Genomic DNA, 24,143 nt, shown 5'->3' with positions numbered 1-24,143 from the left:
CATGGAGGGGCGCATCAATATCCCGGTGGGCGACTGGATCGAGAGCGGAGTCGACTGGATCCTCGATAACCTGGAGCCGGCGCTGGACGGTATTGCCTGGTTCCTGGGGCTGCTGACCAATTCCTTCGAGGGGGCGTTGCTCGCGATCCCCGCCTGGCTGCTGGTGCTGGTGCTGGTGGGGCTTAGCTGGTGGCGGGTCAGCTGGCGCTTCGGCATCTTCGCCATCGTGGCGCTGGGCCTGATCCTCGGGATGGACCTGTGGGAGCCCACCATCAAGACGTTGTCGCTGGTGCTGGCGGCCACCGCCGTGGCACTGGCGATCGGTATGCCGGTCGGGGTCGCGATGGCGCGCAGCGACTGGCTCGAGGCCTCCATCCGCCCGGTGCTGGATCTGATGCAGACCATGCCGCCCTTCGTCTACCTGATCCCCGCCGCAATCTTCTTCGGGCTGGGCACGGTGCCCGGCGCGATCGCCACGGTGGTGTTCTGCATGCCGCCGGTGGTGCGTCTGACCAATCTCGGCATCCGGCAGGTGAATCGCGAGCAGATCGAGGCCGGGCTGGCCTTCGGTTGCAATCGGCGCCAACTCCTGACCAAGATTCAGTTGCCTCTGGCGATGCCGTCGATCATGGCCGGCATCAACCAGACCATCATGCTGGCGCTCTCCATGGTGGTGATCGCGTCGATGATCGGTGCCGGCGGGCTTGGCAACACCGTGCTCACCGGTATCCAGCGGCTCGATGTCGGGCTGGGGTTCGAGGGCGGCCTGGGGGTCGTGATCCTCGCCATCCTGCTCGACCGGATCACTCAGAGCGTAGGACTGCGGCGCAAGGCGAGCCGTTGACCGGCCCTCGCGTCGCGCTATCCGTTTCACTCGAAGGAAGGAGTAGCACGATGAACAAGACACTGACTTCAACCCTGCTGGGCGGCGTGCTGGCCGCCTCCATGGGGCTCTCCACGGTCCAGGCCGACGATATCCAGATTGGCTGGACCGCGTGGTCCGACGCCGAGTTCGTGACCCGGCTGGCCGAACGCGTCATCGAGGACGAGATGGGCTACTCGGTCGATCTGATTCAGACCGATATCGCCCCGCAATACCAGGGCCTGGCCTCCGGCGACATCGACATGATGCTGATGGCCTGGCTGCCAGGGACCCACGCCGACTACATGGAACGCGTGGGCCAGGACGTGGTGAACCTGGGGCCGCTGTACGGCAACGCCCGCCTTGGCTGGGTGGTGCCGGACTATATCCCCGAGGACGAGCTCGGTTCCATCGAGGACCTGAAGAAGGACTCCGTGCGGGACAAGCTGAATGGCCGCATCACCGGGATCGACCCGGGCGCTGGCCTGACGCGGCTGTCGGAAGAGGCCATGGAGACCTACGGCCTGGATGGCTACAACCTGCAGATCTCCTCCGGGGCGGGCATGACCTCCGCGCTGGAACGCGCCATCCGTCGTGACGAGTGGATCGTGGTGACCGGCTGGAGCCCGCACTGGAAATTCGGCGCCCATGATCTGCGTTACCTCGAAGACCCGGAAGGGGCCCTGGGCAGCTTCGAACGGATCCATGCCCTGGCGCGTGAAGGCTTCGCCGAGGAGTACCACGACGTGGCGATGATGATCTCGCGTATGCACCTGGATCTCGAGGTCCTGGAAGACGCGATGTTCTACGCCCAGGAAAACTCCTACGCGGAGGCCGTGGATCGCTTTATCGAGGACAATCCGAAGTACGTGCAGTACTGGGTGACCGGCGTGATCGACTGATCACCGCAGGCCATGGCCATGCCCGAAAGCCCCGCTCCGGCGGGGCTTTCTTCGTCTGGGGCCCCGACTCCATTGTTAACCACGAAGCGCACGAAGATACGAAGAAGGGCCAAGGCGGTTGCACCGCGGAGGACACAAACAGTTCGCAGAAGCGCGATTAGGGGGCGGGCGACGGGTCATTCGGAACACCTTGTCGGCATTCTCCGATCACCATGAAGACGCCCCTCCCTCGGCATCCCGGAAACCGCGCAGCGGTTATCCGGGATCGCCACTGCTGGAGATCACCCGGACGTCCGGGGGCTCGCCCGGGAGATCCCGGCTCTCCGCTTCGCTGCGGCCGGGATGACGAGGGGGTATGCGGCCGGGATGACGAGGGGGTATGAGGCCGGGGATAACGAGGGGGTATTTGGCCGGGGATGACGAGGGGCGTGCGGCCGGGGATGACGGGGGCGTGTGGCAGGAGATGGCAAGGGACGGTTGTGGCTGGACCCGAAACGCGAAAGGCCCCGGGCAGGTTGCCGCGGGGCCTTTCGCTGTTGCCGTCCCCGATGGAGCGGGGCCGCGCTAGCCGGACTGGATCAGCCGATCCAGGCGTGTTCCAGCACGTCGATGCGGACCTTCTCGTGGAAGGTCTCGCCATTGCCCTCGATCACCAGGTCGCCAATGCGGGTGCCGGCGGTGTCGTAGCTGAACTTGCAGTCGAAGGTGCCCGGCAGGGACACGCTGCCCTCGCACAGGGTCTCGCCTTCCACGGAGAACGAGCACTGGGCGCTGCCGGAGCCGTTCAGCACGGCCTGCAGCCGGAATTCCTCGTTGACCGGACGACGGTAGAAGTTCGGGTCGCGGTTCGGGTTGTACTGCAGGTTGTTCAGCTTGACGAGCTTGACAAGTTTCATACCGGGTCCTCTATTGAAGCGCTGAATCCGAGTGACGGGCGCATCCGCAAGACCAACCCCGCAGCCGTGGGGCGTTTGGTTCATGCAAGTGCGCAGGTTCGATAGAATAGAAACAGAGAATGATACAACAAAGCCTGCGGGAACACGATTGGCGGCCCGCCCAACGCGCAGCAGGGTAACGCCGCCCCCGCGCATACACCAGTCCCGGCCCCGCGGTCAGTCCCGACCGCGCGGTCGACATCGGAGATCCCATGAAGAACCTGATCAACCGCATCCGCGGTGTGGAACGCGACGTCATCGAGAAACCGGGGGACGCGGGCGACGCCCCGTTCTACAAGCCCCAGCGCGACGAGATCGAGATCTTCAAGGCGGCCTACTCGAAGCGCCTGCCGGTGATGCTCAAGGGGCCGACCGGTTGCGGCAAGACCCGCTTCCTGGAGCACATCGCCCACGTCCTGGGCCAGCCGCTGGTGACGGTGTCCTGCCACGAGGACCTGACCAGTTCCGACCTGGTCGGCCGCTTCCTGCTGGAGGGCGAGGAAACCGTCTGGCAGGACGGCCCGCTGACGCGCTCGGTCAAGGAGGGTGCGATCTGCTACCTCGACGAAATCGTCGAGGCGCGCACCGACACCACCGTGGTGATCCACCCGCTGACTGACCACCGCCGCCAGCTCCCGCTGGACAAGAAGTCGCAGATCATCGATGCGCACGAAGACTTCATGCTGGTGATCTCCTACAACCCGGGCTATCAGACCGTATTGAAGGACCTGAAGCCCTCCACCAAGCAGCGCTTCGTCGGTATCCACTTCGACTACCCGGAGGAGGACGTCGAGCGCGAGATCGTCGCCAAGGAATCCGGTGGCCTGGATGCCGATCGCGTGGAGAAGCTGGTCGCCGCCGGGCGCAAGGCGCGCGCGCTGAAGGACCACGGCCTGGAAGAGGCCACCTCCACCCGTGCGCTGGCCTACGCCGGCGAACTGATGCAGGCGGGCTTGAGCCCGCGTGTCGCCTGCCGCGCCGCGATGATCGCCCCGATCACCGATGACCCCGAGCTGATCCAGGCACTGGAGGAGATCTTCGACGCCCACTTCCCCGAGTCCGAAGCGGCGTGAGTGACCCCGCGACTCAAGGCGGCGCGAAACCGGAAGCGGAAGAACTCGTCGAGATCGAGGAGATCCTCCAGCACCTGGAGGACATCAGCTTCGTCGCGCACCGCGATACGAAGGAGGCCCTGCCGGCGATCCGTCCGTTCGGGGCGACCATCGCGCGGCGCTGGATCGAGACCGCGCGCGACCTGTTCTTCCATGACCGCGAGGCCGGCAAGAGCTTCATGCGCCACTCGGCCCGACTTGCCGAGCACATGCAGACGGTGGAGCTGTGGCTGGAGCAGGCTGCGCGCTTTCAGGAGTGGGTGAACTCCAATTACGCCCTGGAAGGCTTCATGGCGCAGGCCGACCGGGTGTACGCGGAGTGGGGCGAGGCCGGCGAGCGCGAGTGGGCCGAGATCGGCCTGCGCTGGTGCGCACGTAGCCTGCCGGATGCCCGTGCCTATTTCGAGGCCCCATTCGACAAGCTCTCGGGCGGGCGCGGCATCGAGGGCCTGCGCGCCCTGATCGAGCCGGCCGAAAAGCTGTTCGACGAGCGTGGCCTGACCCTGGACGCCTACCTCGAGGGCGCCCCGATCGCCCGCAACCTGGTCGGCGACGCGGGCCTGCTCTCCTGGGCGCGGCGCGGGGCGGACTTGCTGAAGGCCGGGCGTTCGCGCGGCGAGGCCTATTTCCGCCTGGAGAGCGACGAGAGTCTGAAGCTCCTGCTGGAGGCGCTGCCGGGCTTCCGCCCGCGGATGAACGGGCGCTTCCTGCGCCTGGTGCTGATGGCCTGGCTGGATGCCGACATCCCGCTGGCCGACTCCAGCTGGAAGCCGGGCGAGGGCCGCCCGATGCTCGAGACCGACGGGCGCCGCCTGTTCATGCCGGCCGTGATGGACTCCCGCGAGGAGGCGATCGTCGCCACCCAGCACGCGGCCGCGCATCTCGCCTTTGATACCTACGCGCAGTCCGACGTCGAGCGCATGTTCGAGCGCGCCGGCGCCGAGCATCCGCCGCTGGACGATAAGTCGCGCATCACCTGGCGCCCGTTGTTCGCTCAGTTCGAGGCGCGCATGTTCAGCTTCCAGGTGCTGTTTGACCTGGCCGAGGATCTGCGCGTGAACGCGCGCCTGGCCCCGCGCATCCCGAACTTCCTGTCGCGCCTGGTGGAACTCGCCCGCGCCCACGAGCGTCCGGAGGGTGCGGCCGGCATCTACTACGACTTCGCCCTGCGCGCCCACGAGGCCCTGCTGCGCGGTGAGGCCCAGGACCCGCGCCTGGCGCGCATGCTGGAGCCGGACGCCGATATCGTCACTGCGTGGGCCGTGGGCGAGGAACTGTTCGCCGACGATTCCTTCCCGGACATCACGATCGAAGAGCGTGCCGAGGCCTATCTGCCGGGGCTGTCGCTGAACCAGTCGCTGCCGGTCTACCCACAACGCAAGCGCGACGGCAGCCTGGCCGACTTCCGCGACCACGAGGCGCACGACGAGCACAAGCTCGAGCACCAGAAACAGGAAGAACAACCCCAGCAGGCCCCGGAACAGGCGCAGAAGGACCCGGACGCGGATATCCAGACCCCGCAGCAGGAGACCTCCGGTACTGGCGGGCGCATCGGCACCGGCATACCGCAGCCGGCCCAGGTGGCCAAGCGCGGCGTACCCTACACGCCACGGAAGGACGGCATCCCGTATCCCGAGTGGGACTACCGCGAACAACGCTACATCTCCGACTGGGTGAACCTCTACGAGCGCGTGCTGGACGACGAGAACCCGGAGCTGGCGGCGACCATCCTGTCGGAGAACGCGGGCACCCTGAAGCGTCTGACCCGCGGCCTGGAGATGCAGCGCCCGATGCGCCTGGCGCCGCAGCGCAAACAGCTGGACGGCGACGAGCTGGATACCGAGGCGGTGATCGACTACATCGCCGACAAGAAGGCCGGGCTCTCGCCCAAGGCCTTCATCTACCGCCGCCGCGCGGTGCAGCACCGCGACACCTCGGTGCTGATGCTGGCGGACATGTCCACCTCCATCATGGCGCGCCACCCGAGTGGGCAGGGCAAGATCGTCGACCGCATCCGCGAGGGGATGATGCTGTTCGCCGAGGCGATCGAGAAGGTCGGCGATCCCTACGCGCTCGCCGGCTTTGCCTCCAAGCAGCGTGACCAGGTCAACTACTACTGGTTGAAGGATTTCAACGAGGACTTGAACGACACCGTGCGCGCCCGCATCGCCGGGGTGTCCGGGCGCCTGGCCTCGCGCATGGGGGCGGGCATCCGTCACTCGCTGGAGGCGTTCAAGCGCAACTCCAGCCAGCGCCGCCTGTTGCTGATCCTCACCGATGGGCGCCCAGCCGACTACGACGATGGCGGTGACCAGCGCTATCTGCACGAGGACACCCGCATGGCGATGAAGGAGGCGGTGGATGCCGGCATTCATCCCTTCTGCATCACCCTCGACCCATCCGGGTCCGAGTACCTGCCGGCCATCTTCGGCCCCGGGCACTACACCATCGTCGACCACGTGGACGAGCTGCCGCGCCGTCTGCCCGAGATCTACCTGAGGCTGCGCCAGTGAATGCCACCCCCGAAGCCATCGACCATGCGACGACCGTCGCGCCGGCCCGACGCCACGCGACCCTGCTGCATGCGCCGCGTTATCGCGGGCACAGCTACGGTGACAATCACCCACTGGGGATCCCGCGCGTCTCGCTGACCATCGACCTGATCGAGGCCTATGACGCGATCACCCCAGAGGAGATGGCCGTGACGCGCAAGGCGCAGCCGGCCGAGCTCGAGTGGTTCCACACCCGCGAGTATGTTTCGGTGATGCAGCGCGCCGAAGCCCTGGGCAAGGTCTTCCAGCGCTACCGCGACCGCCACAACATCGGCAACTTCGAAAACCCGTTCTTCGCCGGCTTCTTCGCCACCCCGGCCACTGCCACCTTCGGTTCCATCCAGGGCGCCGAGGTCGTGCTGGGCGGGCAGATGGCCTTCAACCCGGCCGGCGGCATGCACCACGCCGCCCCCGACCAGGCGCGCGGTTTCTGCTACTTCAACGACCCCGCGCTCGCGATCCTGCGCCTGCGCCAGGCCGGTCAGCGTGTGCTCTATCTCGACATCGATGCCCACCATGGCGACGGCGTCGAGGCCGCGTTCATCGATGACCCGGATGTCCTCACCGTCTCCCTGCACATGGATACCGAATACGGCTATCCCTTCGAGGGCGGCCGCATCGAGGACACGGGTCCGCTCGGCAACGCCGTGAATGTGCCGCTGCCGAAAGAGACCAACGACAGCGAATTCCGCGCCGCCTTCACCCGGGTCTGGGGCGCGGTGCTTGATCGCTGGCGGCCGGATGTGATTGTCGTCCAGGCCGGCACCGATGCCCTGCTGCCGGATCCGCTCGGCAAGTTCGGCATCTCCACCCAGTGTTTCCTCGCCTGCATCGACGACGTGATCGAGACCAGCCCGCGCCATGCGGATGGCACGCCGAAGCTGCTGGTCCTCGGCGGTGGCGGCTATCACCCCCTCGCGCTCGCCCGCTGCTGGACCGGCGTCTGGGCCCTGCTGACCGGTCGCGAACTCCCCGCCGAGATCCCCGCGGCCGGGCAGGCCTTGCTGCGCGAGGTCGACTGGGACATGGACGAGGAAGAGGCGTGGTACGCGAACCTGTTCGTCTCCCGCCTGGACGCCGACCGTTCCGGCCCCGTGCGTCCCGAACTCGAGGAACGCCTGGAGCGGCTTTTCCATACACACCCGCTGTTGCGCGGGTAGTGGAGAGACGCTGACCCATCACCGGCCCGTGACTGCGGGCACAGACGATACCAAGCCTAGATTGCGGCTTCGCCTCTCCTGGGGGCGCCCATCGGGTGTAAAGCTTTCCGACGGGGTTTCGGGCCGTTTTCCCGAAAAATGTCGGTATGGTTTACACGAGGCCCTTCGCGGTGAATCGGGTTTGAGAAGAAATCCCGATCAAACAGGGTCTTATCGGCTTTGGCGTGTGTCTTGCTTCGTAGTTGGTCGAGAGGGCGAAAGGCGCCCTGAGCGGTCAAAAGGCCGGGAGCCGGAGGTGAGTGTGATGCGCAAGTGGTGGAGTAAGCAGGTGGTGGTGCTAGCGGGCGTAATGCTCGCAGGCTCGGTGGCGAACGCGGCCATTATCGAGCTTCCGGACGTCGACGAGACCTATGACGGGATCCCGGTCGCCATTCAGTACAACGATTTCTATTCTTACTCCGGCTCGTTGCTGAACCAGTGGGGCTTCCTGTCGCAGGCCAACTACACCGGGCAGGGCACCGGCACGCTGGACCTGATTGTGGGCACGGGTGCGGGTGGTCAGAACAATCAGGGTGTTGGGCCCGACGGTAGCTTCAATTTTGAAGATCCCATGCCCTTCCCGGGTGGCGGCGCGAACGACTTCACCGGTAACTGGGGACTGGGTACCCAGGCCAATGGCCCCGTGCTGGTGGACAACCTGCTGGCGTACCTGGATGCGATCAACCCGGGGGCCACGATCCCCACGTTCATCTTCGACCACAACCAGACAGGGGGGAACCCCGATCTGTTCGTCCAGGCCGAGGTCTTCATCTACGACCCCGTCACCGGGGAACGCGTGGCTCGCTGGATCTTCGACGACGGTAATGGCGGCCCGGTTCTCTCGCCCGGCGACGTCCAGGTGGTTGGCGAATCGGGCGAGGTGTACGAGGCCGATGCCAACAAGGGAAGCGGCAAGCTGGACTACATCGTGTTTGCCCCGACCATGGATCTCGGCCTGTTCTCCGGTGCGGGCTATCTGTTCGGGATCGATTTCTTCATGGACGACCTGAACAATGGCTTCGAGGAGCTCTATCTCAGCGGTCGGTTCTCCACCACCGCCACTGAGGTCCCGCTGCCGGGGCCGGTCTGGTTGATCGGGCTTGGGCTCGTGATGCTGGGGGCCTTCCGCCGCTATCGGCATTCGGCCCCGGGCCTGTAGTCTCCGCTGGTTTCCCCTGCCGCCCCCTGACTTCCGGCTCGGGGCGGCCTCTGACCCGCGCCCTGGCACATGCCAGGGCGCGGGTGTTTGTGCGGCCGTACAATGCCGCCGGTAGTGGCCCGCTCGCGTTGCGGGTTTTCGCAAATCCCGTCCGCTGACGTACGATTCTCCCCCACATCGGGTGGGTGAGGGTTCGGGGCATCCCGGAATCCGTCACCTGGGGCCCGCGACCAATCGAGGAGACGCATGCAGCCCGTGCAGAAACTGATACCCGGATACGCCAATGCCAAGGCGACGCGTCGTTACGCAGAGCAGTTCGTGTCCGAGGGCAAGGCCGCCGAGGGGCATTACAGCGAGTTCTCGCGCGCGAAGATGCGCCTGTCGAGCCTCGGGATCGGCACCTTCGGCGGGGCAGCCACCGCGGAGGTCGACGCGCAGATCTCCGCGATCGTTGCGCGTGGCCTGGCCGAGGGCGTCAACGTGGTCGATACCGGCGCGCACTACCGCTACGGCCGGTCGCTGGCCGCGGTGGGGGCCGGTGTGCGCACCGCGCTGGAGGCCGGGGTTGCGCGCGAGGCGATGTTCCTGATCTCCAAGGGCGGCTTCCTGACCCTGCGCGGTGGGCCTCCGGAGGACATGGAGGCCTGGTTCCAGCGCGAGATCGAGGCCCAGGGCATGGGCACGAAGGATGATCTGGCCAAGGGCGCGCATCTGCTGACGCCGGAATACCTCCACTACCAGATGGAGCTGTCACGCTCGCTGATGGGGGTGGAGACGCTGGACGCGTTCCTGATCGACCAGCCCGAGGTGCACATCCACGAGATCGGCAAGGAGCCGACCAACCGCAAGCTGGAGCCCGTGTTCGAGATGCTGGAGCGGGCGGTACTCGAAAAGAAGATCCGCACCTACGGCATCTCCACCTTCGAGGGCTTCCGCGAGGAGACCGACGCGGCGGTGTTCCAGTCGCTCACCTCGATGCAGGGCCTGGCCGAACGCGCCGCGCAGACGGTGACCGGCGACGACCATGCGCGGCACCACTTCAAGATCGCCATGCTGCCGTTCAACCAGGTGATGCTGGAAGGCTTTACCCGCTTCAACACCGCGACCGGGCAGGGCAATGTGGCCAGCCCGCTGCAGGCCGCGCACCAGCTGGAAGTGTACATGATCGCCTCGCATTCCATGCTGAAGGGGCATCTGGCGAAACAGTCGGTGGAGGTGGTCGAGCAGCAACTGGCGAGCCTGCCCAACCCGGCGCAGCGCGCGTTGCAGTTCAACCGCTCCACGCCGGGTCTGGGCACCTCGCTGGTCGGCATGAGCACGCCGGAACACCTGGACGACATGCTGGCGGTGATGCGCGAGCCGATGATGGACAAGAAGGCCTATCTCGGTATGTTCAAGAAGGCCGAGGAGGAATAACGCCTTGTAGGAGCGTGCTTGCACGCGAAGCCCCTGCCCGCGTCCGACTTTGGCAGGGGCTTCGCCGGCAAGCCGGCTCCTACAAGGGTTCCGGAGCCTCTGCGGTGGTGGAGATTTCATACACAAGGGTATGCCATGCAGGTTGATCTGAAGGCCCTCGAATTCCCCGCGATCCAGCGTCTGCTGGAGCGCCTGACTGCCACGCCCTATGGCGCCGACGCCGCGCGCGGGCTGGAACCGGCGCCGAACCTGGATGCGGCGCGGGCGCTGCAAAAGGCGGTGACCGTCGCACGCCAGCGTCTGGATGCCGGCACGCTGCCGCGGCTGGGCCAGCTGCCGGACGTGCGTGCCGCGCTGCGCCAGGCGGCCAACCCCGGTGCGGCGCTGCCGGTACAGGCCCTGCACAATCTCCAGGTCATCATGCGCCAGGCCCGTGAACTGGCGGATCAATTGGCCGACACCCCGGAGATCTATCCGGCGGACCTGAACAAGCTGTACCCACCCGAGGCGCTGGAAGAGCGCCTGGCCGCCTGCCTGAACCCCGGCGGCTCGCTGCGCGAAGACGCCAGCGCCGAGCTGGTCGAGGCCTTCGGGCAGCGCGGGCGGCTGCGCGACGAGGTCGAGGCGGTGGTGAAAAAGCGCCTGGCGGACTCCGATCTTGCGCAGAAGGGCGAGGATGCGCTGAAGGTGCAGTGGCACCAGGAGCGCGCAGTCATGGTGCTGCGCGGCGACGCGGCCGGGGCGGTCAAGGGTGTGCGTCGGGGCACCGCGATGGGTGGGCGCGACCAGATCGTGGAGCCGATCGAGGCGGTCCCGTTGAACAACCAGCTCGATACGGTCAACAGTCAGATCAACACCGAACAGCAGCGTCTGTTGCGCGAGCTGACCGATGGGGTGCGTCAGCATGGCGAGCCGTTGGACCTGATGCTGACCGCGCTGACCTGGATTGATCTGGCCTCGGCCGCCGCACAGCTTTCGGCGCAGATGAATGCCCATGCCCCGAGGCTGGAGCCCGAGGCCGGCGTGGAGCTGATCGAGGCCTACCACCCGCTGCTGCTGTTGCAGTTCGCCGAGGGGAACGGCCCGCAGCCGGTTCCCCTGTCGATTCGCCTGGATGGCGAGCAGCCGCTGTTGCTGATTACCGGCCCGAACACCGGCGGCAAGACAGTCGCGCTGAAGACCCTGGGCCTGCTGGTCACCATGGCCTGGTGCGGGTTGCATATCCCGGCCGAGCAGGACTGTCGCATCGGTCGTTTTGATCGGGTCATGGTCGATGTCGGTGATCACCAGAGCCTGTTCCACCATCTGTCGACCTTCGCCGGACATGTGGAGGTGCTCAAGCGGATCCTCGACCATGCGGGTTCCGAGAGCCTGATCCTGCTGGACGAGCTGGGTACCGGTACCGACCCCGACGAAGGTGCAGCCCTCGCCATGGCGATGCTGGACGAGCTGCGCGCCCGCGGTACGCGCGGGATCGTGAATACCCACCTGGCACCGCTGAAGGACTACGCGGCGCAGCATGCGGGCATCGTGAATGCCTCGATGCAGTTCGACGCGGATACCCTGTCGCCCACCTACCGGCTGCTGATCGGCGAGCCGGGGGTCTCCTTCGGGTTGACCATCGCCGAGAAGAACGGCCTGCCACCGCAGCTGGTGGCGCGGGCCCGCGAGCATTTTGCCGAGCTGCCCACCGCGCAGGCCGGGGGCGAGCACAGCTGACCTTGCCGCGCCCGCTCGGTTTGACGTCGGGGCCGCCCAAAAAGATCGCCACGTCGCTGCGCTCCTCGCAATGACGGTGCTCGCAACCCCGTCATTGCGAGGCCCCGCCAGGGGCCGTGGCAATCTCGCGGGACCGGCAGGCCGGCGGGGTCAGCCAGCCCCGTTTGCAGGTGGCTACATCGCTGGCTCCTCGCGACGTCTGTCGCGTGCCCATCCGCTTTATGGCGTGAAATGGGGGCGATTTCATATTAGGATGGTGGGCTATTTTGATTTGTGGTGCGTGATCGCCCGACGATCGTGCACAAGCCCCCGGTAAGGAAGTCGACCACCATGTCCGAGTCCGCAAGCTCCGCCACCGCCATCACCGGCGCCGAAATCTTCTGTCGCAGCCTCCAGGCCGAGGGCGTCGAAGTCGTATTCGGGTATCCCGGTGGTGCGGTATTGCACATCTATGATGCGCTGTACCGGCAGGACAAGGTCTCCCACGTGCTGGTGCGCCACGAGCAGGGTGCGGTGCACGCGGCCGAGGGCTATGCCAAGTCCTCCTACAAGCCGGGCGTGGCCCTGGTCACCTCGGGCCCCGGCGCGACCAACGCGATTACCGGGATTGCCGATGCCTACATGGATTCGGTTCCGCTGGTGGTGTTCACCGGCCAGGTGCCGACCAGCATGATCGGCAACGACGCCTTCCAGGAAGTGGATACCGTGGGGATCACGCGTCCCTGCGTGAAGCACAACTTCCTGGTCAAGGACGTGAAGGACCTGGCGACCACGATCAAGAAGGCCTTCTACGTGGCGACCACCGGGCGCCCCGGCCCGGTGGTGGTCGATATCCCGAAGGACGTGACGGCCGATACCTGCGTGTTCGAGTACCCGGAGAGCATCCACATGCGCTCCTACAACCCGACCACGAAGGGGCATACCGGCCAGATCCGCAAGGCGGTGGACCTGATCCTGTCGGCCAAGCAGCCGATGATCTACACCGGCGGCGGCGTGATCCTGGGGCGTGGCTCCGAGGCCCTGACCGAGTTCACCCGCCAGCTGGGCTATCCGATCACCAACACCCTGATGGGGCTGGGTGGCTATCCGGCGTCGGACAAGCAGTTCCTGGGCATGCTGGGCATGCACGGTACCTACGAGGCCAACATGGCCATGCACCACGCGGATGTGCTGATCGCCATTGGCGCGCGCTTCGATGACCGCGTGACCGGCAATATCGAGAAGTTCTGTCCGCATGCGAAGATCGTGCACGTGGACGTCGATCCGTCCTCCATCTCCAAGAACGTGAAGGTGGATGTGCCGATCGTCGGCGAGGTGGAGCCGGTGCTGCGCGAACTGATCAAGGGCCTGAACGAGGCCGGCGGCAAGCCGGACGCCGAGGCCCTGGCCACCTGGTGGAAACAGATCGCGGAATGGCAGGCGCAGGACTGCCTGAAGTACGACCAGACCTCCGGGCTGATCAAGCCGCAGTACGTGGTGCAGAAGTTCTGGGAACTGACCGAGGGCGATGCCTACGTGACCTCCGATGTCGGTCAGCACCAGATGTGGGCGGCGCAGTTCTATCGCTTCGACAAGCCCAATCGCTGGATCAACTCTGGTGGCCTGGGCACGATGGGCGTGGGTCTGCCGTTTGCGATGGGCGTGCAGTTCGCGCATCCGGAGGCGACGGTGGGCTGCATTACCGGCGAGGCCAGCATCCAGATGTGTATCCAGGAGCTGTCGACCTGCTTCCAGTACCAGCTGCCGCTGAAGATCCTGAACCTGAACAACCGCTACCTGGGCATGGTCCGGCAGTGGCAGGAGTTCTTCTATCAGGGCCGCTACGCCATGTCCTACATGGATGCGCTGCCGGACTTCGTGAAGCTGGCCGAGGCCTATGGCCACGTCGGTATCCAGATCACCCAGCCGGGCGACGTCGAGGGTGCGATCAAGGAGGCCCTGGCGCAGAAGGACCGCCTGGTGTTCATGGACTTCATTACCGACCAGTCCGAGAACGTGTATCCGATGATCCCGGCCGGTGCCGGCCAGAACGAAATGATCCTGGTCTGAGCCGGGTACAGGGAAGAGCCGTATGCGTCATATCATTAGTGTCCTGCTGGAAAACGAATCCGGTGCCCTCTCGCGGGTGGCCGGACTGTTCTCCGCGCGTGGTTACAACATCGAATCACTGACTGTCGCGCCGACCGACGACCCGTCGCTGTCGCGCATGACCATCGTCACCAGCGGTTCCGACGAGATCGTCGAGCAGATCACCAAGCAGCTGAACAAGCTGATCGACGTGATCAAGCTGCTGGACATGACCGCCTATCCGCACATCGAGCGCGAGATGGCGCTGGTCAAGGTGCGTGTGCCGGAGGCCGCCGAGCGCGAGGAGGTCAAGCGCCTGGCGGATATCTTCCGCGGCCGGATCATCGACGTGGCCCATGACAGCTACGTGATCGAGATCACCGGCGAGGGCTCCAAGCTGGACGCCTTCCTCGTGGCCCTCGACGCGTTTACTGTCCTGGAGGTCGTGCGCTCCGGCGTGATGGGCATCGCCCGGGGCGACGTCGCCCTGCAAATCTGAATCCCCGGGCCCGGCCCCCGTTGCGGGGGCGGGGCCCGTTTGTTTGCCATGGGCCCCGCTGGGGGCTGATATCAAGGAAATTGCGATGAATCTTTACTACGACAAAGACGCCGATCTCTCCATCATCAAGGGCATGAAGGTGGCCATCATCGGCTACGGTTCGCAGGGCCACGCCCATGCGAACAACCTGAAGGACTCCGGCGTGGACGTGACCGTCGGCCTGCGCGAAGGCTCCAGCTCGCGCGCCAAGGCCGAAGAGGCCGGCCTGACGGTGGCCGATGTCGATGTCGCGACCGCCGGCGCCGACCTGATCATGGTGCTGGCCCCGGACGAGTACCAGGCCGCGCTGTACCGCGATGTGCTGGAGCCGAACCTGAAGCAGGGCGCGACCCTGGCCTTCGCCCACGGCTTCGCGATCCACTACAACCAGATCGAGCCGCGCAAGGACCTGGACGTGATCATGATCGCGCCCAAGGCCCCGGGCCACACCGTGCGTTCCGAGTTCGTGCGTGGCGGCGGCATCCCCGATCTGATCGCCATCCAGCAGGACGCCTCCGGCAAGGCGCGCGATATCGCGATGTCCTACGCCTCGGCGATCGGCGGCGGGCGTACTGGCATCATCGAGACCAGCTTCAAGGACGAGACCGAAACCGACCTGTTCGGCGAGCAGGCCGTGCTCTGCGGCGGGGCCGTGGAACTGGTCAAGGCGGGCTTCGAGACCCTGACCGAGGCGGGGTATGCACCGGAGATGGCCTACTTCGAGTGCCTGCACGAGCTCAAGCTGATCGTCGACCTGATGTACGAGGGCGGCATCGCCAACATGAACTACTCGATCTCCAACAATGCCGAATATGGCGAGTACGTGACCGGCCCGAAGGTGATCAACGAAGAGTCGCGCTGGGCCATGCGCGAGGCCCTGCGCAACATCCAGAACGGCGAGTACGCCAAGCAGTTCATCCTGGAAGGCGCGATGAACTACCCGTCGATGACCGCCAACCGACGCCTGAACGCCGCCCACGAGATCGAGCAGGTCGGCGAGCGTCTGCGCTCCATGATGCCGTGGATCACGGCCAACCAGCTGGTCGACAAGTCCCGCAACTGATGCGAGGCCCTGCGATGGACATTCCGGTCTGTCGCAGGGCGTCCTCTCTCTCGAGCACCCGATGCTGTTTCCGCTAGCTCCCGAAGGCCGTCTGTTCGTCATCATCGCCGCGTGGATGACGGTGATTACGCTGCTGGTCGGGGAGGCGGAGCTGGGCCTGTTCATGGTGATCCTCACCGTGGCCCTGATGGGGCTGTTCCGGAACGTGCGGCGCAAGGCCCCGGCACCGGCCCTGGGCGTGATCGCCCCGGCCGATGGCACCATCGAGTCGATTACCGAGACCCGGGATCCGTTTACGAAAAAGCCGGCGGTCTGCATCCGCCTGCGTCAGCGCCGCCTGGGCGAATACAACGTGCACGCCCCGCAGGAGGCCGAAATTCGCGAACGGGTCTGGCCCGGCAAGGAGACCGACGAGGCGCCGGATGCCCAGTTGGAGGGGCGTCTGGCCTATGCGCTGGAGACCGACGAGGGCACCCGGCTGACCCTGGCACTCAGCGTCGATCACTGGCCCCGCATGGTGCGCATGCAGAACAACGTCCCTGGCAACCGCCTGGGACGCGGCAAGCGCATGGGCTTCGCCGGCTTTGGTGGTACCTTCGAGGTCTGGCTGCCGGTCGGCGCGCAGGTGATGGTCGAGCCGGGGCAGCGGGTCCTGGCGGGTTCGGCCTTGCTCGGCGGGTTACCCGAATCCGAGGCGACCGGGGACGACGAGAGCGCGGCGGAGGTGCTGCAATGAGTGCAGGGGACGAAGGCGACCGACGGACGGATCCCGAGCCGGACTACATCGAGGGCGAGGATACCGTCGCTGACGACCAGCCGCCCCATCGCCGGCGCCGGCGCGGGGTGTATCTGCTGCCCAACCTGTTCACCACCGGGGTGCTGTTCTCCGGGTTCTTCGCCATCGTCTCCGCGATCAACGGCGAATACATCACCGCCGCCATCGCGATTTTCGTGGCCATGGTGCTGGACACCCTGGATGGCCGCGTCGCGCGCATGACCGATACCCAGAGCGAGTTCGGCGCGCAGTACGACTCGCTGTCGGATCTGGTGTCCTTCGGTGTGGCCCCGGCGCTGGTGGTCTACCTCTGGCAACTGCACGACCTCGGCAACTTCGGCTGGGTGGCGGCGTTCTTCTTTGCCACGGCCGCGGCGCTACGGCTGGCGCGCTTCAACAGCCGGCTCGCGGTCAGCGACAAGCGTTTTTTCCAGGGGCTGCCAAGCCCCGCCAGCGCCGCGATCCTGGTGGGCATGGTCTGGGTGCTGGAGGACTGGGGCATCCCGGCGGAGCTGGCCGACCCCTATCTGGTGGGCATCCTGGTGGTCACCGTGCTCGCCGGGGCGGCAATGGTCAGCAACCTGACCTACTTCAGCTTCAAGGACATGGACTTCAAGCACCGGGTGCCTTTCCTGGCGATTGTCGGGGTGGTGCTGGCGCTGATGCTGCTGGCCCTGGATCCGCCCAAGGTCCTGCTGGCGGCCTTCGTCATCTATGCCCTGTCCGGACCGTTGCTGACCCTGGAGCGCTGGCGCCGGCATCGTCGCCGGGCGCCGTCGGGGGAGTAGCCGCGTGTCGCTGTCGGTGCGCCAGCGCCGCATCCTCGCGGACATGGGCATTCCGGTGTGGCGCTCGCGCATCGCGCTGGAGGACAAGACCGAGGCCGCGGCGCTTCCGGCGGAATCCGCCCTTGTGGCGGGCGAGCACGCCGAGGTCGTGGATGCCGGGGCGCCGGGCGCCGCGGTCGATACCCTGGACTGGGAGGCCCTGGAGGCGCGGGTGCGTGGCTGCCATGCCTGCGTCGAGCTGGCCCGCGAACGCACGCAGACCGTGTTCGGGGTGGGCGACCCGCGCGCGCGCTGGCTGTTCGTCGGCGAGGCCCCGGGTGCGGAAGAGGACCGCCGTGGCGAGCCCTTCGTGGGTCGTGCGGGGCAGCTGCTGGACAACATGCTGCTGGCGCTGGGCCTGGACCGGAGCCGCGATGTCTTCATCGCTAATCTGCTGAAGTGCCGCCCGCCCGGAAACCGTGACCCGAAACCCCAGGAGTCCGCGGCCTGCCGCGGGTTTCTCGATCGCCAGATCGAACTGATCCAGCCGGAGGTCATTGTGGCGCTGGGGCGTGTAGCGGCCCACGCCTTGCTGGCGACGGACGAGCCTCTCGGTCGGCTGCGTGGCACGGAGCAGCGCTACCAGGGCGTTCCTCTGATCGTGACCTACCATCCGGCCTACCTGCTGCGAAAGCCGGGTGACAAGGCCCGTGCCTGGCAGGACCTGCAGCGCGCCCGGACCTGTCTGTCAGAACCGCTCACTGATTGAGGGATTGGGAACCTTGGCCGAGTCGCCGGGTTCCGAACCAACGACACCTCGCCCCGTCCTTTCCTTCACTGCTGCTGGAGAAGCCTGCGTCATGAGTGCCGAACCCCGCGTCCAGCCCGAGTTGCGCCGCATGCAGGTGGCCGATGTGGAAGGCGTGATGCGCGTGGAGCGCGAGGCCTATGTGTACCCCTGGACCGCCCGCATCTTCGAGGACTGCCTGCGGGTGGGTTACGACTGCTGGGTGCTGGCGGTGGATGGTCGCCAGGTGGGGCATAGTGTGCTGACGGTGGCCGCCGGCGAGGCCCACCTGCTCAACCTTACGGTGGACCCGCGCTGGCAGGGCAACGGGCTTGGCCGTTTCATGGTCCGTCGCCTGTTTGACTATGTCTGCAGTCAGGATGCAGAGGCGTTGTTCCTCGAGGTGCGCCCATCCAATGTGGCGGCGGTGCAGCTCTACCGCTCCGAGGGTTTTGAGCATATCGGCACCCGTCCGCGCTATTACCCGCTCCCCAGCGGCCGCGAGGATGCCTGGGTGCTGACGCGTCGCTGCGCCGCGCCCGCCGGGTCTTGACTCGTCGGTTCAGCGCCGGAGTGTGAAGTCAGTCACAGCGTCGGGTGCAAAATCCGTAACCCGGTCGGGTTTTGCCGCCTTGGGTTCTCGTCCCGGGACCTCCGCGTTGTGACGGTCACCCCCCGGGTCTATGATCGAACTCGGTATTGGCCCCGACTCCGGATGAGGTAACCCATGTCCCGATCCCTACGTGCATTGTTTGTTTCGCTCCCCCTGGCGCTGCCGCTCTTGGCTACCGGAGGGCTTGCCCATGCCCAGCAGGCCTTCGGCTACGACGAGGCCGAGCGCCAGCAGGAGCTGCTGGAAGTCTGGTACGAGATCCGTGAAAGCAACGCACAGAAGGGCAATACGGCGGCGATGTTCGACGTGGGCATGGCGAACTACGCCGGGCGCGGCACGGCGGTGGACTACGATCAGGCCCTGCGCTGGTTTGCTCGCGCTGCGGATGCCGACCACGCCAGTGCGCATTACTATCTGGGTTACCTCTTCGCGACCGGCAAGGGCACCTCGGCCGACGCCGAACGCAGTCACGAACATTACTCACGCGCGGCGGAATTGGGTCATGCCGATGCCCAGTACTGGCTGGGCAGCCATCTGGCCAATGGCGAGCAGGATCCGGCCGCCGCACTCGAGTGGCTGGGCAAGGCGGCAGATCAGGGACTGCCTGCCGCGCAGTATTATGTGGGGCTGATGCACGAGAATGGTCGGGGCACCACGCGTGATCCGGCCGCCGCCGCGCGCTGGTATACCGCTGCAGCGGAGCAGGGCTACCGGCATGCCCAGATCGGGCTGGGTCGCCTGCACCAGAACGGTCGCGGGGTCGAACGTGATCTGGTGCAGGCGCATGTCTGGTACAGCATGGCGGACGACCGGGAACGCCTGGCCTCGCTGGAGACCCGCATGAACAACCGTGACCTGGTGACTGCCCAGGGGCGCCTCAAGGAACAGAACGCCGCGCTTCAGGCGGCCTCGGCGCGCTGATCGGGCAGCGCCGGAACCCATGCAAACGGCCCCGTTTTTCGGGGCCGTTTGCATGTTGGGCCCCCGGAAAGATGAACCGGACCCGCGCTTTCGCGTTAAACTTACGGGCTGATTCAAGCGGCCCGTATTCATGTCCTTTATCGAGGAAACCCGCCGACGCCGGACCTTCGCGATCATTTCGCACCCGGACGCCGGTAAGACCACCATGACCGAAAAGCTCCTGCTGTACGGCGGCGCGATCCAGCTCGCCGGTACGGTCAAGGGGCGCAAGTCAGCGCGCCATGCCACCTCCGACTGGATGGAGATGGAGAAATCGCGTGGCATTTCGGTCACTTCTTCCGTCATGCAGTACCCGTACAAGGGCCGCATGGTGAACCTGCTGGACACCCCGGGACACGCGGACTTCTCCGAGGACACCTATCGCACGCTGACCGCAGTGGACTCCGCGCTGATGGTGATCGACGCCGCCAAGGGTGTCGAGGAACGGACCATCAAGCTGATGGAGGTCTGCCGGCTGCGCGATACGCCGATCATGACCTTTGTGAACAAGATGGACCGCGAGGGCCGCGATCCGATCGAGTTGCTGGACGAGGTCGAGGAAGTGCTGAAGATCCAGTGCGCCCCGATCACCTGGCCGATCGGCTCGGGAAAGCGCTTCCGTGGCGTCTATCACCTCCGCCGCGACGCGGTGCATCTTTACGACCCCGAAGAGGGTGGCAAGAAGTCCACCGGCGAGATCATCGAGGGCCTGGACAACCCGCGCCTGGACGAGGTGCTGGGGCCGCAGGCCGGGGAGCTGCGCGAGGAACTGGAGCTGGTGCAGGGCGCCTCGCACGCATTTGACCCGGAGGCCTACCTGAGCGGTGCGCAGACCCCGGTGTTTTTCGGCTCGGCGATCAACAACTTCGGGATCGAGGAGCTGCTGGACGACTTCGTTGAGTACGCTCCCGGCCCGCTGCCGCGCCCGACCCACTCGCGCAAGGTAGAGCCGACCGAGGAGAAGTTCACCGGCTTCGTGTTCAAGATCCAGGCGAACATGGACCCGAACCACCGCGACCGCATCGCGTTCATGCGCATCTGCTCGGGCACCTTCGACAAGGGCGCCAAGCTGCGCCACGTGCGCATCGGGCGCGACGTGAAGATCCCGGACGCGCTGACCTTCCTGGCCTCCGACCGCGAGCATGTGGAGACCGCCTATCCCGGCGACATCATCGGCATCCACAACCACGGCACCATCCGCATCGGGGATACCTTCACCCAGGGCGAGGACCTCACCTTCACCGGGGTGCCGAACTTCGCCCCGGAGCTGTTCCGCCGCGCGCAGTTGAAGGACCCGCTGAAGATGAAGCAGCTCGCCAAGGGGCTGCAGGAGCTGTGCGAGGAGGGCGCAACCCAGCTCTATCGCCCGTTGACCAACAACGACCTGATCCTGGGGGCGGTCGGCGTGCTGCAGTTCGAGGTGGTCGCCGAACGCCTGCGCACCGAGTACAAGGTGGAGGCACAGTTCGAGAACGTGAACGTCCAGACGGCGCGCTGGGTCGAAAGCGATGATCCGAAGAAATTCGACGAGTTCAAGGAGAAGGCGGCGACCAACCTGGCCATCGACCACGGCGGCGATCTGGTCTATATCGCCCCGACCCGGGTGAACCTGCAGATGGCGCAGGAGAAGTGGCCGGAGATCCGCTTCCAGTCGACCCGCGAGCACGGCCAGCCGACGGAGTAACCTCTGCGCTCCTGACTACTCCTAACTACTCCCTCGGCGCGCGGGACATTGGCCCGTCATTGCGCGGAGCGAAGCGACGAAGCAATCTCCCGTGGGCTATCGGATCTAGCTGGGGTGCGAGCTTCTGGAGGGTGCCGCGGCGCCTTCGGCGCCTCGCAATGACGTTGCATCTGGCCTGCGCAGGAGGTTCGCATGGCGTTGAATTTCCGATGGACCCCGGCCCTGGTGGTTGTAGTGCTGGCGCTGGGCGTTGGTGCCTGTTCGGTGCACAAGACCGAGACCCGGGGTGATGGGCCCGAGCCGCGTCCGGGCACGGTCGAGCAGATGAACCCGTTCCTGCATTTTCTCGAGAGCCGCCCGACACCCGCGGAATTCGGGCGCGTCTACCCCGACGTGATGCTGGTGCTGCCCGGCGACATCGTGACCCAGGAATACCGCACCGATCACAGCCGGTTCTTCGCCGATCTGGACGACGAAAATCGTATCCGTGGCGGCGAGTTTCGCTGATCCCGCGATGCTGCAAATCTCCAACAGCGTGAGCGTCCCCGAGCACGAGATCGAGCTGATTCCGATCCGTGCCCAGGGGGCTGGCGGCCAGAACGTCAACAAGGTCGCCTCGGCCATTCACCTGCGCTTCGATATCCGCGCCTCCGGCCTGCCCGATGTCTACAAGGAACGCCTGCTGCGCCGCCGCGATCAGCGCATCAGCAAGGAGGGCGTGATCGTCATCAAGGCGCAGCAGTACCGTACCCAGGAGGCCAATCGCGAGGACGCGCTCGAACGCCTGGCGGAGCTGCTGCGCGAGGCCGGCCGCCCGATCAAGGCGCGCAAGGCCACGCGGCCGACCCGCGCCTCCAAGCTGCGCCGCCTGGAGGGCAAGACCCAGCGCGGCCGCAAGAAGGCCCTGCGCGGCCGCGTCGACCCGGACTGATTCACTTTTCGGTTTACCACGAAGCGCACGAAGAAATGACGGAATTCAAGGGCGTATTCAGCACGAAGGACACGGAGAAATTCGAAAGGCTCTGATGTGAACGATCCGTCAAGGGTGCGGGGTGCCGCCAAGCGCACGAAGCAGCGGCGGTTAACCGGCAGTAACCCAGGCTGCAATCAATACCCGTATCTCACTCCCACTTCCCTGTTTTCTCTGCCCCCTCCGTGGTGAACAAGGGTTTAGTCCCCGGCGTTCGGGCTTGCGTTGGCGGTGGTGGGTTCGTGTTCCTGCTGGTGTTGCCACAGGCGGGCGTAGGCGCCGTTCCTGGCGAGGAGTTCGCGATGGGTGCCACGTTCGACCACGCGGCCCTGGTCCAGCACCACGATCTGCTCGGCGTCCTTCACGGTGGACAGGCGGTGGGCAATGACCAGCGTGGTGCGCCGCGCCGAGACCTCGTTCAGGGCCTGCAGGATGGCCTTTTCTGAGCCCGAATCCAGTGACGAGGTGGCCTCGTCGAACACTAGGATCGGCGGGTCCTTCAGCAGCATGCGGGCGATGGCGATGCGCTGTTTCTCGCCGCCGGAGACCTTGAGCCCGCGTTCGCCGACCACCGTGTCCAGGCCGTCCGGCAGGCGCTCGATGAAGTCGTCCAGGTGCGCCAGGTGGACCGCGCGCAAGATCGCCTCTTCGGACGCTTCCGGGTCCCCGTAGGCGATGTTGTAGCGAATGCTGGAGTTGAACAGCACGGTGTCCTGCGGGACCACGCCGATCGCGCGGCGCAGGCTCTGCTGGGTCACCTCGCGGATGTCCTGTCCGTCGATGGTGATGCGCCCGTCGGTCACGTCAAAGAAGCGGAACAGCAGCCGGGCGAGCGTCGACTTGCCGGCCCCGCTGGGCCCGACCACCGCGAGCTTGTGCCCGGCGGGGATCTCGAGCGAGACGTCCGCGAGGATCGGGCGCTCCGGCTGGTAGTGGAAGGCGACCTGTTCGAAGCGCACCTGCCCGCTGGTGACCTCGAGATCCGGTGCGTCCGGGCGGTCCTCGACCTGCACGGGCTTCTCCAGCAGCCCGAACAGGCGCTCGATGTTCGCCAGCGACTGGCGGATCTCGCGATAGACGAAGCCGAGGAAGTTCAACGGCATGAACAGCTGGATCATGTAGGCGTTGACCATGACCAGGTCGCCCAGCGACATCTGCCCCGAGGCCACGCGGCTGGCGGCCAGCAGCATCATCACGGTGATCGCGCCGGCGATGATCAGGGCCTGCCCCGAGTTCAGCAGCACCAGCGACAGCACGTTCTTGGTGCGCGCCTGTTCCCAGGTGGCCAGGCCCTCGTCGTAGCGCCGGGCCTCGAAGCCCTCGTTGCCGAAGTACTTGACCGTCTCGTAGTTCAGCAGGCTGTCGATCGCGCGGGTGTTGGACTCGTTGTCGCGCTGGTTGGCCTCGCGCACGAAGCGGGTGCGCCACTCGGTAATCCACACCGACCAGGCAATGTAGGCCGCCACCGCGATGATCACCGTCAGGGTGAATACCGGGCCCACCGCGATCAGCAGGATGACCGCGACCATCGCGATCTCGATGATGGTCGGCAGGATGTTGAACACCATGAAGCGCAGCAGGAAGCTGATACCGCTGGTGCCGCGCTCGATGTCCCGGGCCAGGCCGCCGGTCTCGCGCGCCAGATGAAAGCTCAGCTCCAGCCGATGCAGATGTTCGAACACGCGCAGGGCCGCGCGCCGCATGGCGCGCTCGGCCACCCGCACGAAGACCGCGTCGCGCAGTTCCCCGAACAGGGTGCCGCCAAAGCGCAACAGGCCGTAGGCCACCACCAGTGCCACCGGGACCGTGACCAGCGCGTCGGTGCCGGAATCCTCGAAGTGATCGACGATGTACTTCAGTGCCAGCGGGACCAGCACGGTCGCCAGCTTGGCCAGGCCCATCAGCCCGAGGGCGAGGAACAGCCGCCCGCGGAACTCCGCGAGATAGGGGAACAGGGAGCGAACGATGCGCCAGTTGATCGCCTCGTCGGGCGCATCGTGCACGCTGGAATGACCGCGCATGGGGGAGTCCGGGGCTGGGTAGGTCGCTTACTTTAGAGAGGC

Annotated in this window: 21 protein-coding genes; 19 read left to right on the top strand and 2 right to left on the bottom strand. The window is 66.1% G+C overall.

Annotated features, from left to right (window positions below; genetic code table 11):
• Position 1 precedes the first annotated feature (1 nt).
• Complete coding sequence (locus TVD_RS10555; RefSeq protein ID WP_047251572.1) at positions 2–844, top strand: ABC transporter permease; 843 nt, start codon at positions 2–4, stop codon at positions 842–844.
• Positions 845–894: 50 nt separating this feature from the next.
• Positions 895–1,764 carry a glycine betaine ABC transporter substrate-binding protein gene (locus tag TVD_RS10550; protein ID WP_018649748.1) on the top strand — a complete coding sequence of 290 codons (870 nt, stop codon included), beginning with the start codon at positions 895–897 and terminating at the stop codon, positions 1,762–1,764.
• A 578-nt stretch (positions 1,765–2,342) separates the two neighbouring features.
• Here TVD_RS10550 and TVD_RS10545 read toward each other — a convergent pair.
• Positions 2,343–2,660 carry a hypothetical protein gene (locus TVD_RS10545; RefSeq protein ID WP_018143988.1) on the bottom strand — a complete coding sequence of 106 codons (318 nt, stop codon included), beginning with the start codon at positions 2,658–2,660 and terminating at the stop codon, positions 2,343–2,345.
• Positions 2,661–2,911: 251 nt separating this feature from the next.
• Between TVD_RS10545 and TVD_RS10540 the strand changes: the two genes are divergently transcribed.
• The 17 genes from TVD_RS10540 to arfB all read left to right on the top strand — a co-directional run bounded on the left by TVD_RS10540 (position 2,912) and on the right by arfB (position 22,041).
• Positions 2,912–3,772: a CbbQ/NirQ/NorQ/GpvN family protein gene (locus TVD_RS10540; protein ID WP_018168425.1), complete on the top strand. Its 861-nt coding sequence runs from the start codon at positions 2,912–2,914 to the stop codon at positions 3,770–3,772.
• The gene (locus tag TVD_RS10535; protein WP_047251571.1) at positions 3,769–6,324 is read left to right on the top strand and encodes a nitric oxide reductase activation protein NorD; all 2,556 of its coding nucleotides are present in this window, start codon (positions 3,769–3,771) and stop codon (positions 6,322–6,324) included. Before TVD_RS10540 ends, TVD_RS10535 begins: the two co-directional genes overlap by 4 nt.
• The gene (locus tag TVD_RS10530; RefSeq protein WP_047251570.1) at positions 6,321–7,523 is read left to right on the top strand and encodes an acetoin utilization protein AcuC; all 1,203 of its coding nucleotides are present in this window, start codon (positions 6,321–6,323) and stop codon (positions 7,521–7,523) included. Before TVD_RS10535 ends, TVD_RS10530 begins: the two co-directional genes overlap by 4 nt.
• A 304-nt stretch (positions 7,524–7,827) precedes the next feature.
• Positions 7,828–8,721 carry a hypothetical protein gene (locus TVD_RS10525; protein ID WP_047251569.1) on the top strand — a complete coding sequence of 298 codons (894 nt, stop codon included), beginning with the start codon at positions 7,828–7,830 and terminating at the stop codon, positions 8,719–8,721.
• Between the two features lie 246 nt (positions 8,722–8,967).
• Positions 8,968–10,137, top strand: coding sequence for an aldo/keto reductase (locus TVD_RS10520; protein ID WP_047251568.1), 1,170 nt, complete (start codon positions 8,968–8,970; stop codon positions 10,135–10,137).
• Between the two features lie 135 nt (positions 10,138–10,272).
• Positions 10,273–11,856 carry an endonuclease MutS2 gene (locus tag TVD_RS10515; RefSeq protein ID WP_018938862.1) on the top strand — a complete coding sequence of 528 codons (1,584 nt, stop codon included), beginning with the start codon at positions 10,273–10,275 and terminating at the stop codon, positions 11,854–11,856.
• A gap of 330 nt (positions 11,857–12,186) precedes the next feature.
• Positions 12,187–13,905 carry a biosynthetic-type acetolactate synthase large subunit gene (ilvB, locus tag TVD_RS10510; RefSeq protein ID WP_047251567.1) on the top strand — a complete coding sequence of 573 codons (1,719 nt, stop codon included), beginning with the start codon at positions 12,187–12,189 and terminating at the stop codon, positions 13,903–13,905.
• A gap of 22 nt (positions 13,906–13,927) precedes the next feature.
• The gene (gene ilvN, locus TVD_RS10505) at positions 13,928–14,422 is read left to right on the top strand and encodes an acetolactate synthase small subunit (protein ID WP_018143980.1); all 495 of its coding nucleotides are present in this window, start codon (positions 13,928–13,930) and stop codon (positions 14,420–14,422) included.
• An 85-nt stretch (positions 14,423–14,507) separates the two neighbouring features.
• Complete coding sequence (gene ilvC, locus TVD_RS10500) at positions 14,508–15,524, top strand: ketol-acid reductoisomerase (protein WP_018176076.1); 1,017 nt, start codon at positions 14,508–14,510, stop codon at positions 15,522–15,524.
• A gap of 61 nt (positions 15,525–15,585) precedes the next feature.
• Positions 15,586–16,260, top strand: a complete 675-nt coding sequence (locus TVD_RS10495; protein WP_018168433.1) for a phosphatidylserine decarboxylase — start codon at positions 15,586–15,588, stop codon at positions 16,258–16,260.
• Positions 16,257–17,087: a CDP-diacylglycerol--serine O-phosphatidyltransferase gene (gene pssA, locus TVD_RS10490; protein ID WP_018176075.1), complete on the top strand. Its 831-nt coding sequence runs from the start codon at positions 16,257–16,259 to the stop codon at positions 17,085–17,087. Before TVD_RS10495 ends, pssA begins: the two co-directional genes overlap by 4 nt.
• Before the next feature lie 4 nt (positions 17,088–17,091).
• Positions 17,092–17,835, top strand: coding sequence for a uracil-DNA glycosylase (locus TVD_RS10485; protein WP_047251566.1), 744 nt, complete (start codon positions 17,092–17,094; stop codon positions 17,833–17,835).
• 91 nt (positions 17,836–17,926) lie between these two features.
• Positions 17,927–18,406 (top strand): ribosomal protein S18-alanine N-acetyltransferase, encoded by a 480-nt coding sequence (rimI, locus tag TVD_RS10480; protein ID WP_018168436.1) that lies wholly within the window; start codon positions 17,927–17,929, stop codon positions 18,404–18,406.
• A 174-nt stretch (positions 18,407–18,580) separates the two neighbouring features.
• Complete coding sequence (locus TVD_RS10475; RefSeq protein WP_047251565.1) at positions 18,581–19,387, top strand: tetratricopeptide repeat protein; 807 nt, start codon at positions 18,581–18,583, stop codon at positions 19,385–19,387.
• A gap of 130 nt (positions 19,388–19,517) precedes the next feature.
• Positions 19,518–21,110, top strand: a complete 1,593-nt coding sequence (locus tag TVD_RS10470; RefSeq protein ID WP_018143973.1) for a peptide chain release factor 3 — start codon at positions 19,518–19,520, stop codon at positions 21,108–21,110.
• Between the two features lie 192 nt (positions 21,111–21,302).
• A complete protein-coding gene (locus TVD_RS10465) occupies positions 21,303–21,617 on the top strand; it encodes a hypothetical protein (RefSeq protein ID WP_018143972.1) in 315 nt (104 codons plus the stop codon).
• 7 nt (positions 21,618–21,624) lie between these two features.
• Positions 21,625–22,041 carry an alternative ribosome rescue aminoacyl-tRNA hydrolase ArfB gene (gene arfB / locus TVD_RS10460; protein WP_018143971.1) on the top strand — a complete coding sequence of 139 codons (417 nt, stop codon included), beginning with the start codon at positions 21,625–21,627 and terminating at the stop codon, positions 22,039–22,041.
• A gap of 239 nt (positions 22,042–22,280) precedes the next feature.
• Here arfB and TVD_RS10455 read toward each other — a convergent pair whose 3' ends face one another.
• Positions 22,281–24,101 carry an ABCB family ABC transporter ATP-binding protein/permease gene (locus tag TVD_RS10455; protein ID WP_018951124.1) on the bottom strand — a complete coding sequence of 607 codons (1,821 nt, stop codon included), beginning with the start codon at positions 24,099–24,101 and terminating at the stop codon, positions 22,281–22,283.
• Between the last annotated feature and the right edge of the window lie 42 nt (positions 24,102–24,143).

It is taken from the genome of Thioalkalivibrio versutus (assembly GCF_001020955.1).
GTDB lineage: Bacteria > Pseudomonadota > Gammaproteobacteria > Ectothiorhodospirales > Ectothiorhodospiraceae > Thioalkalivibrio > Thioalkalivibrio versutus.
This window is presented reverse-complemented; position numbering and strand designations above follow the sequence as displayed.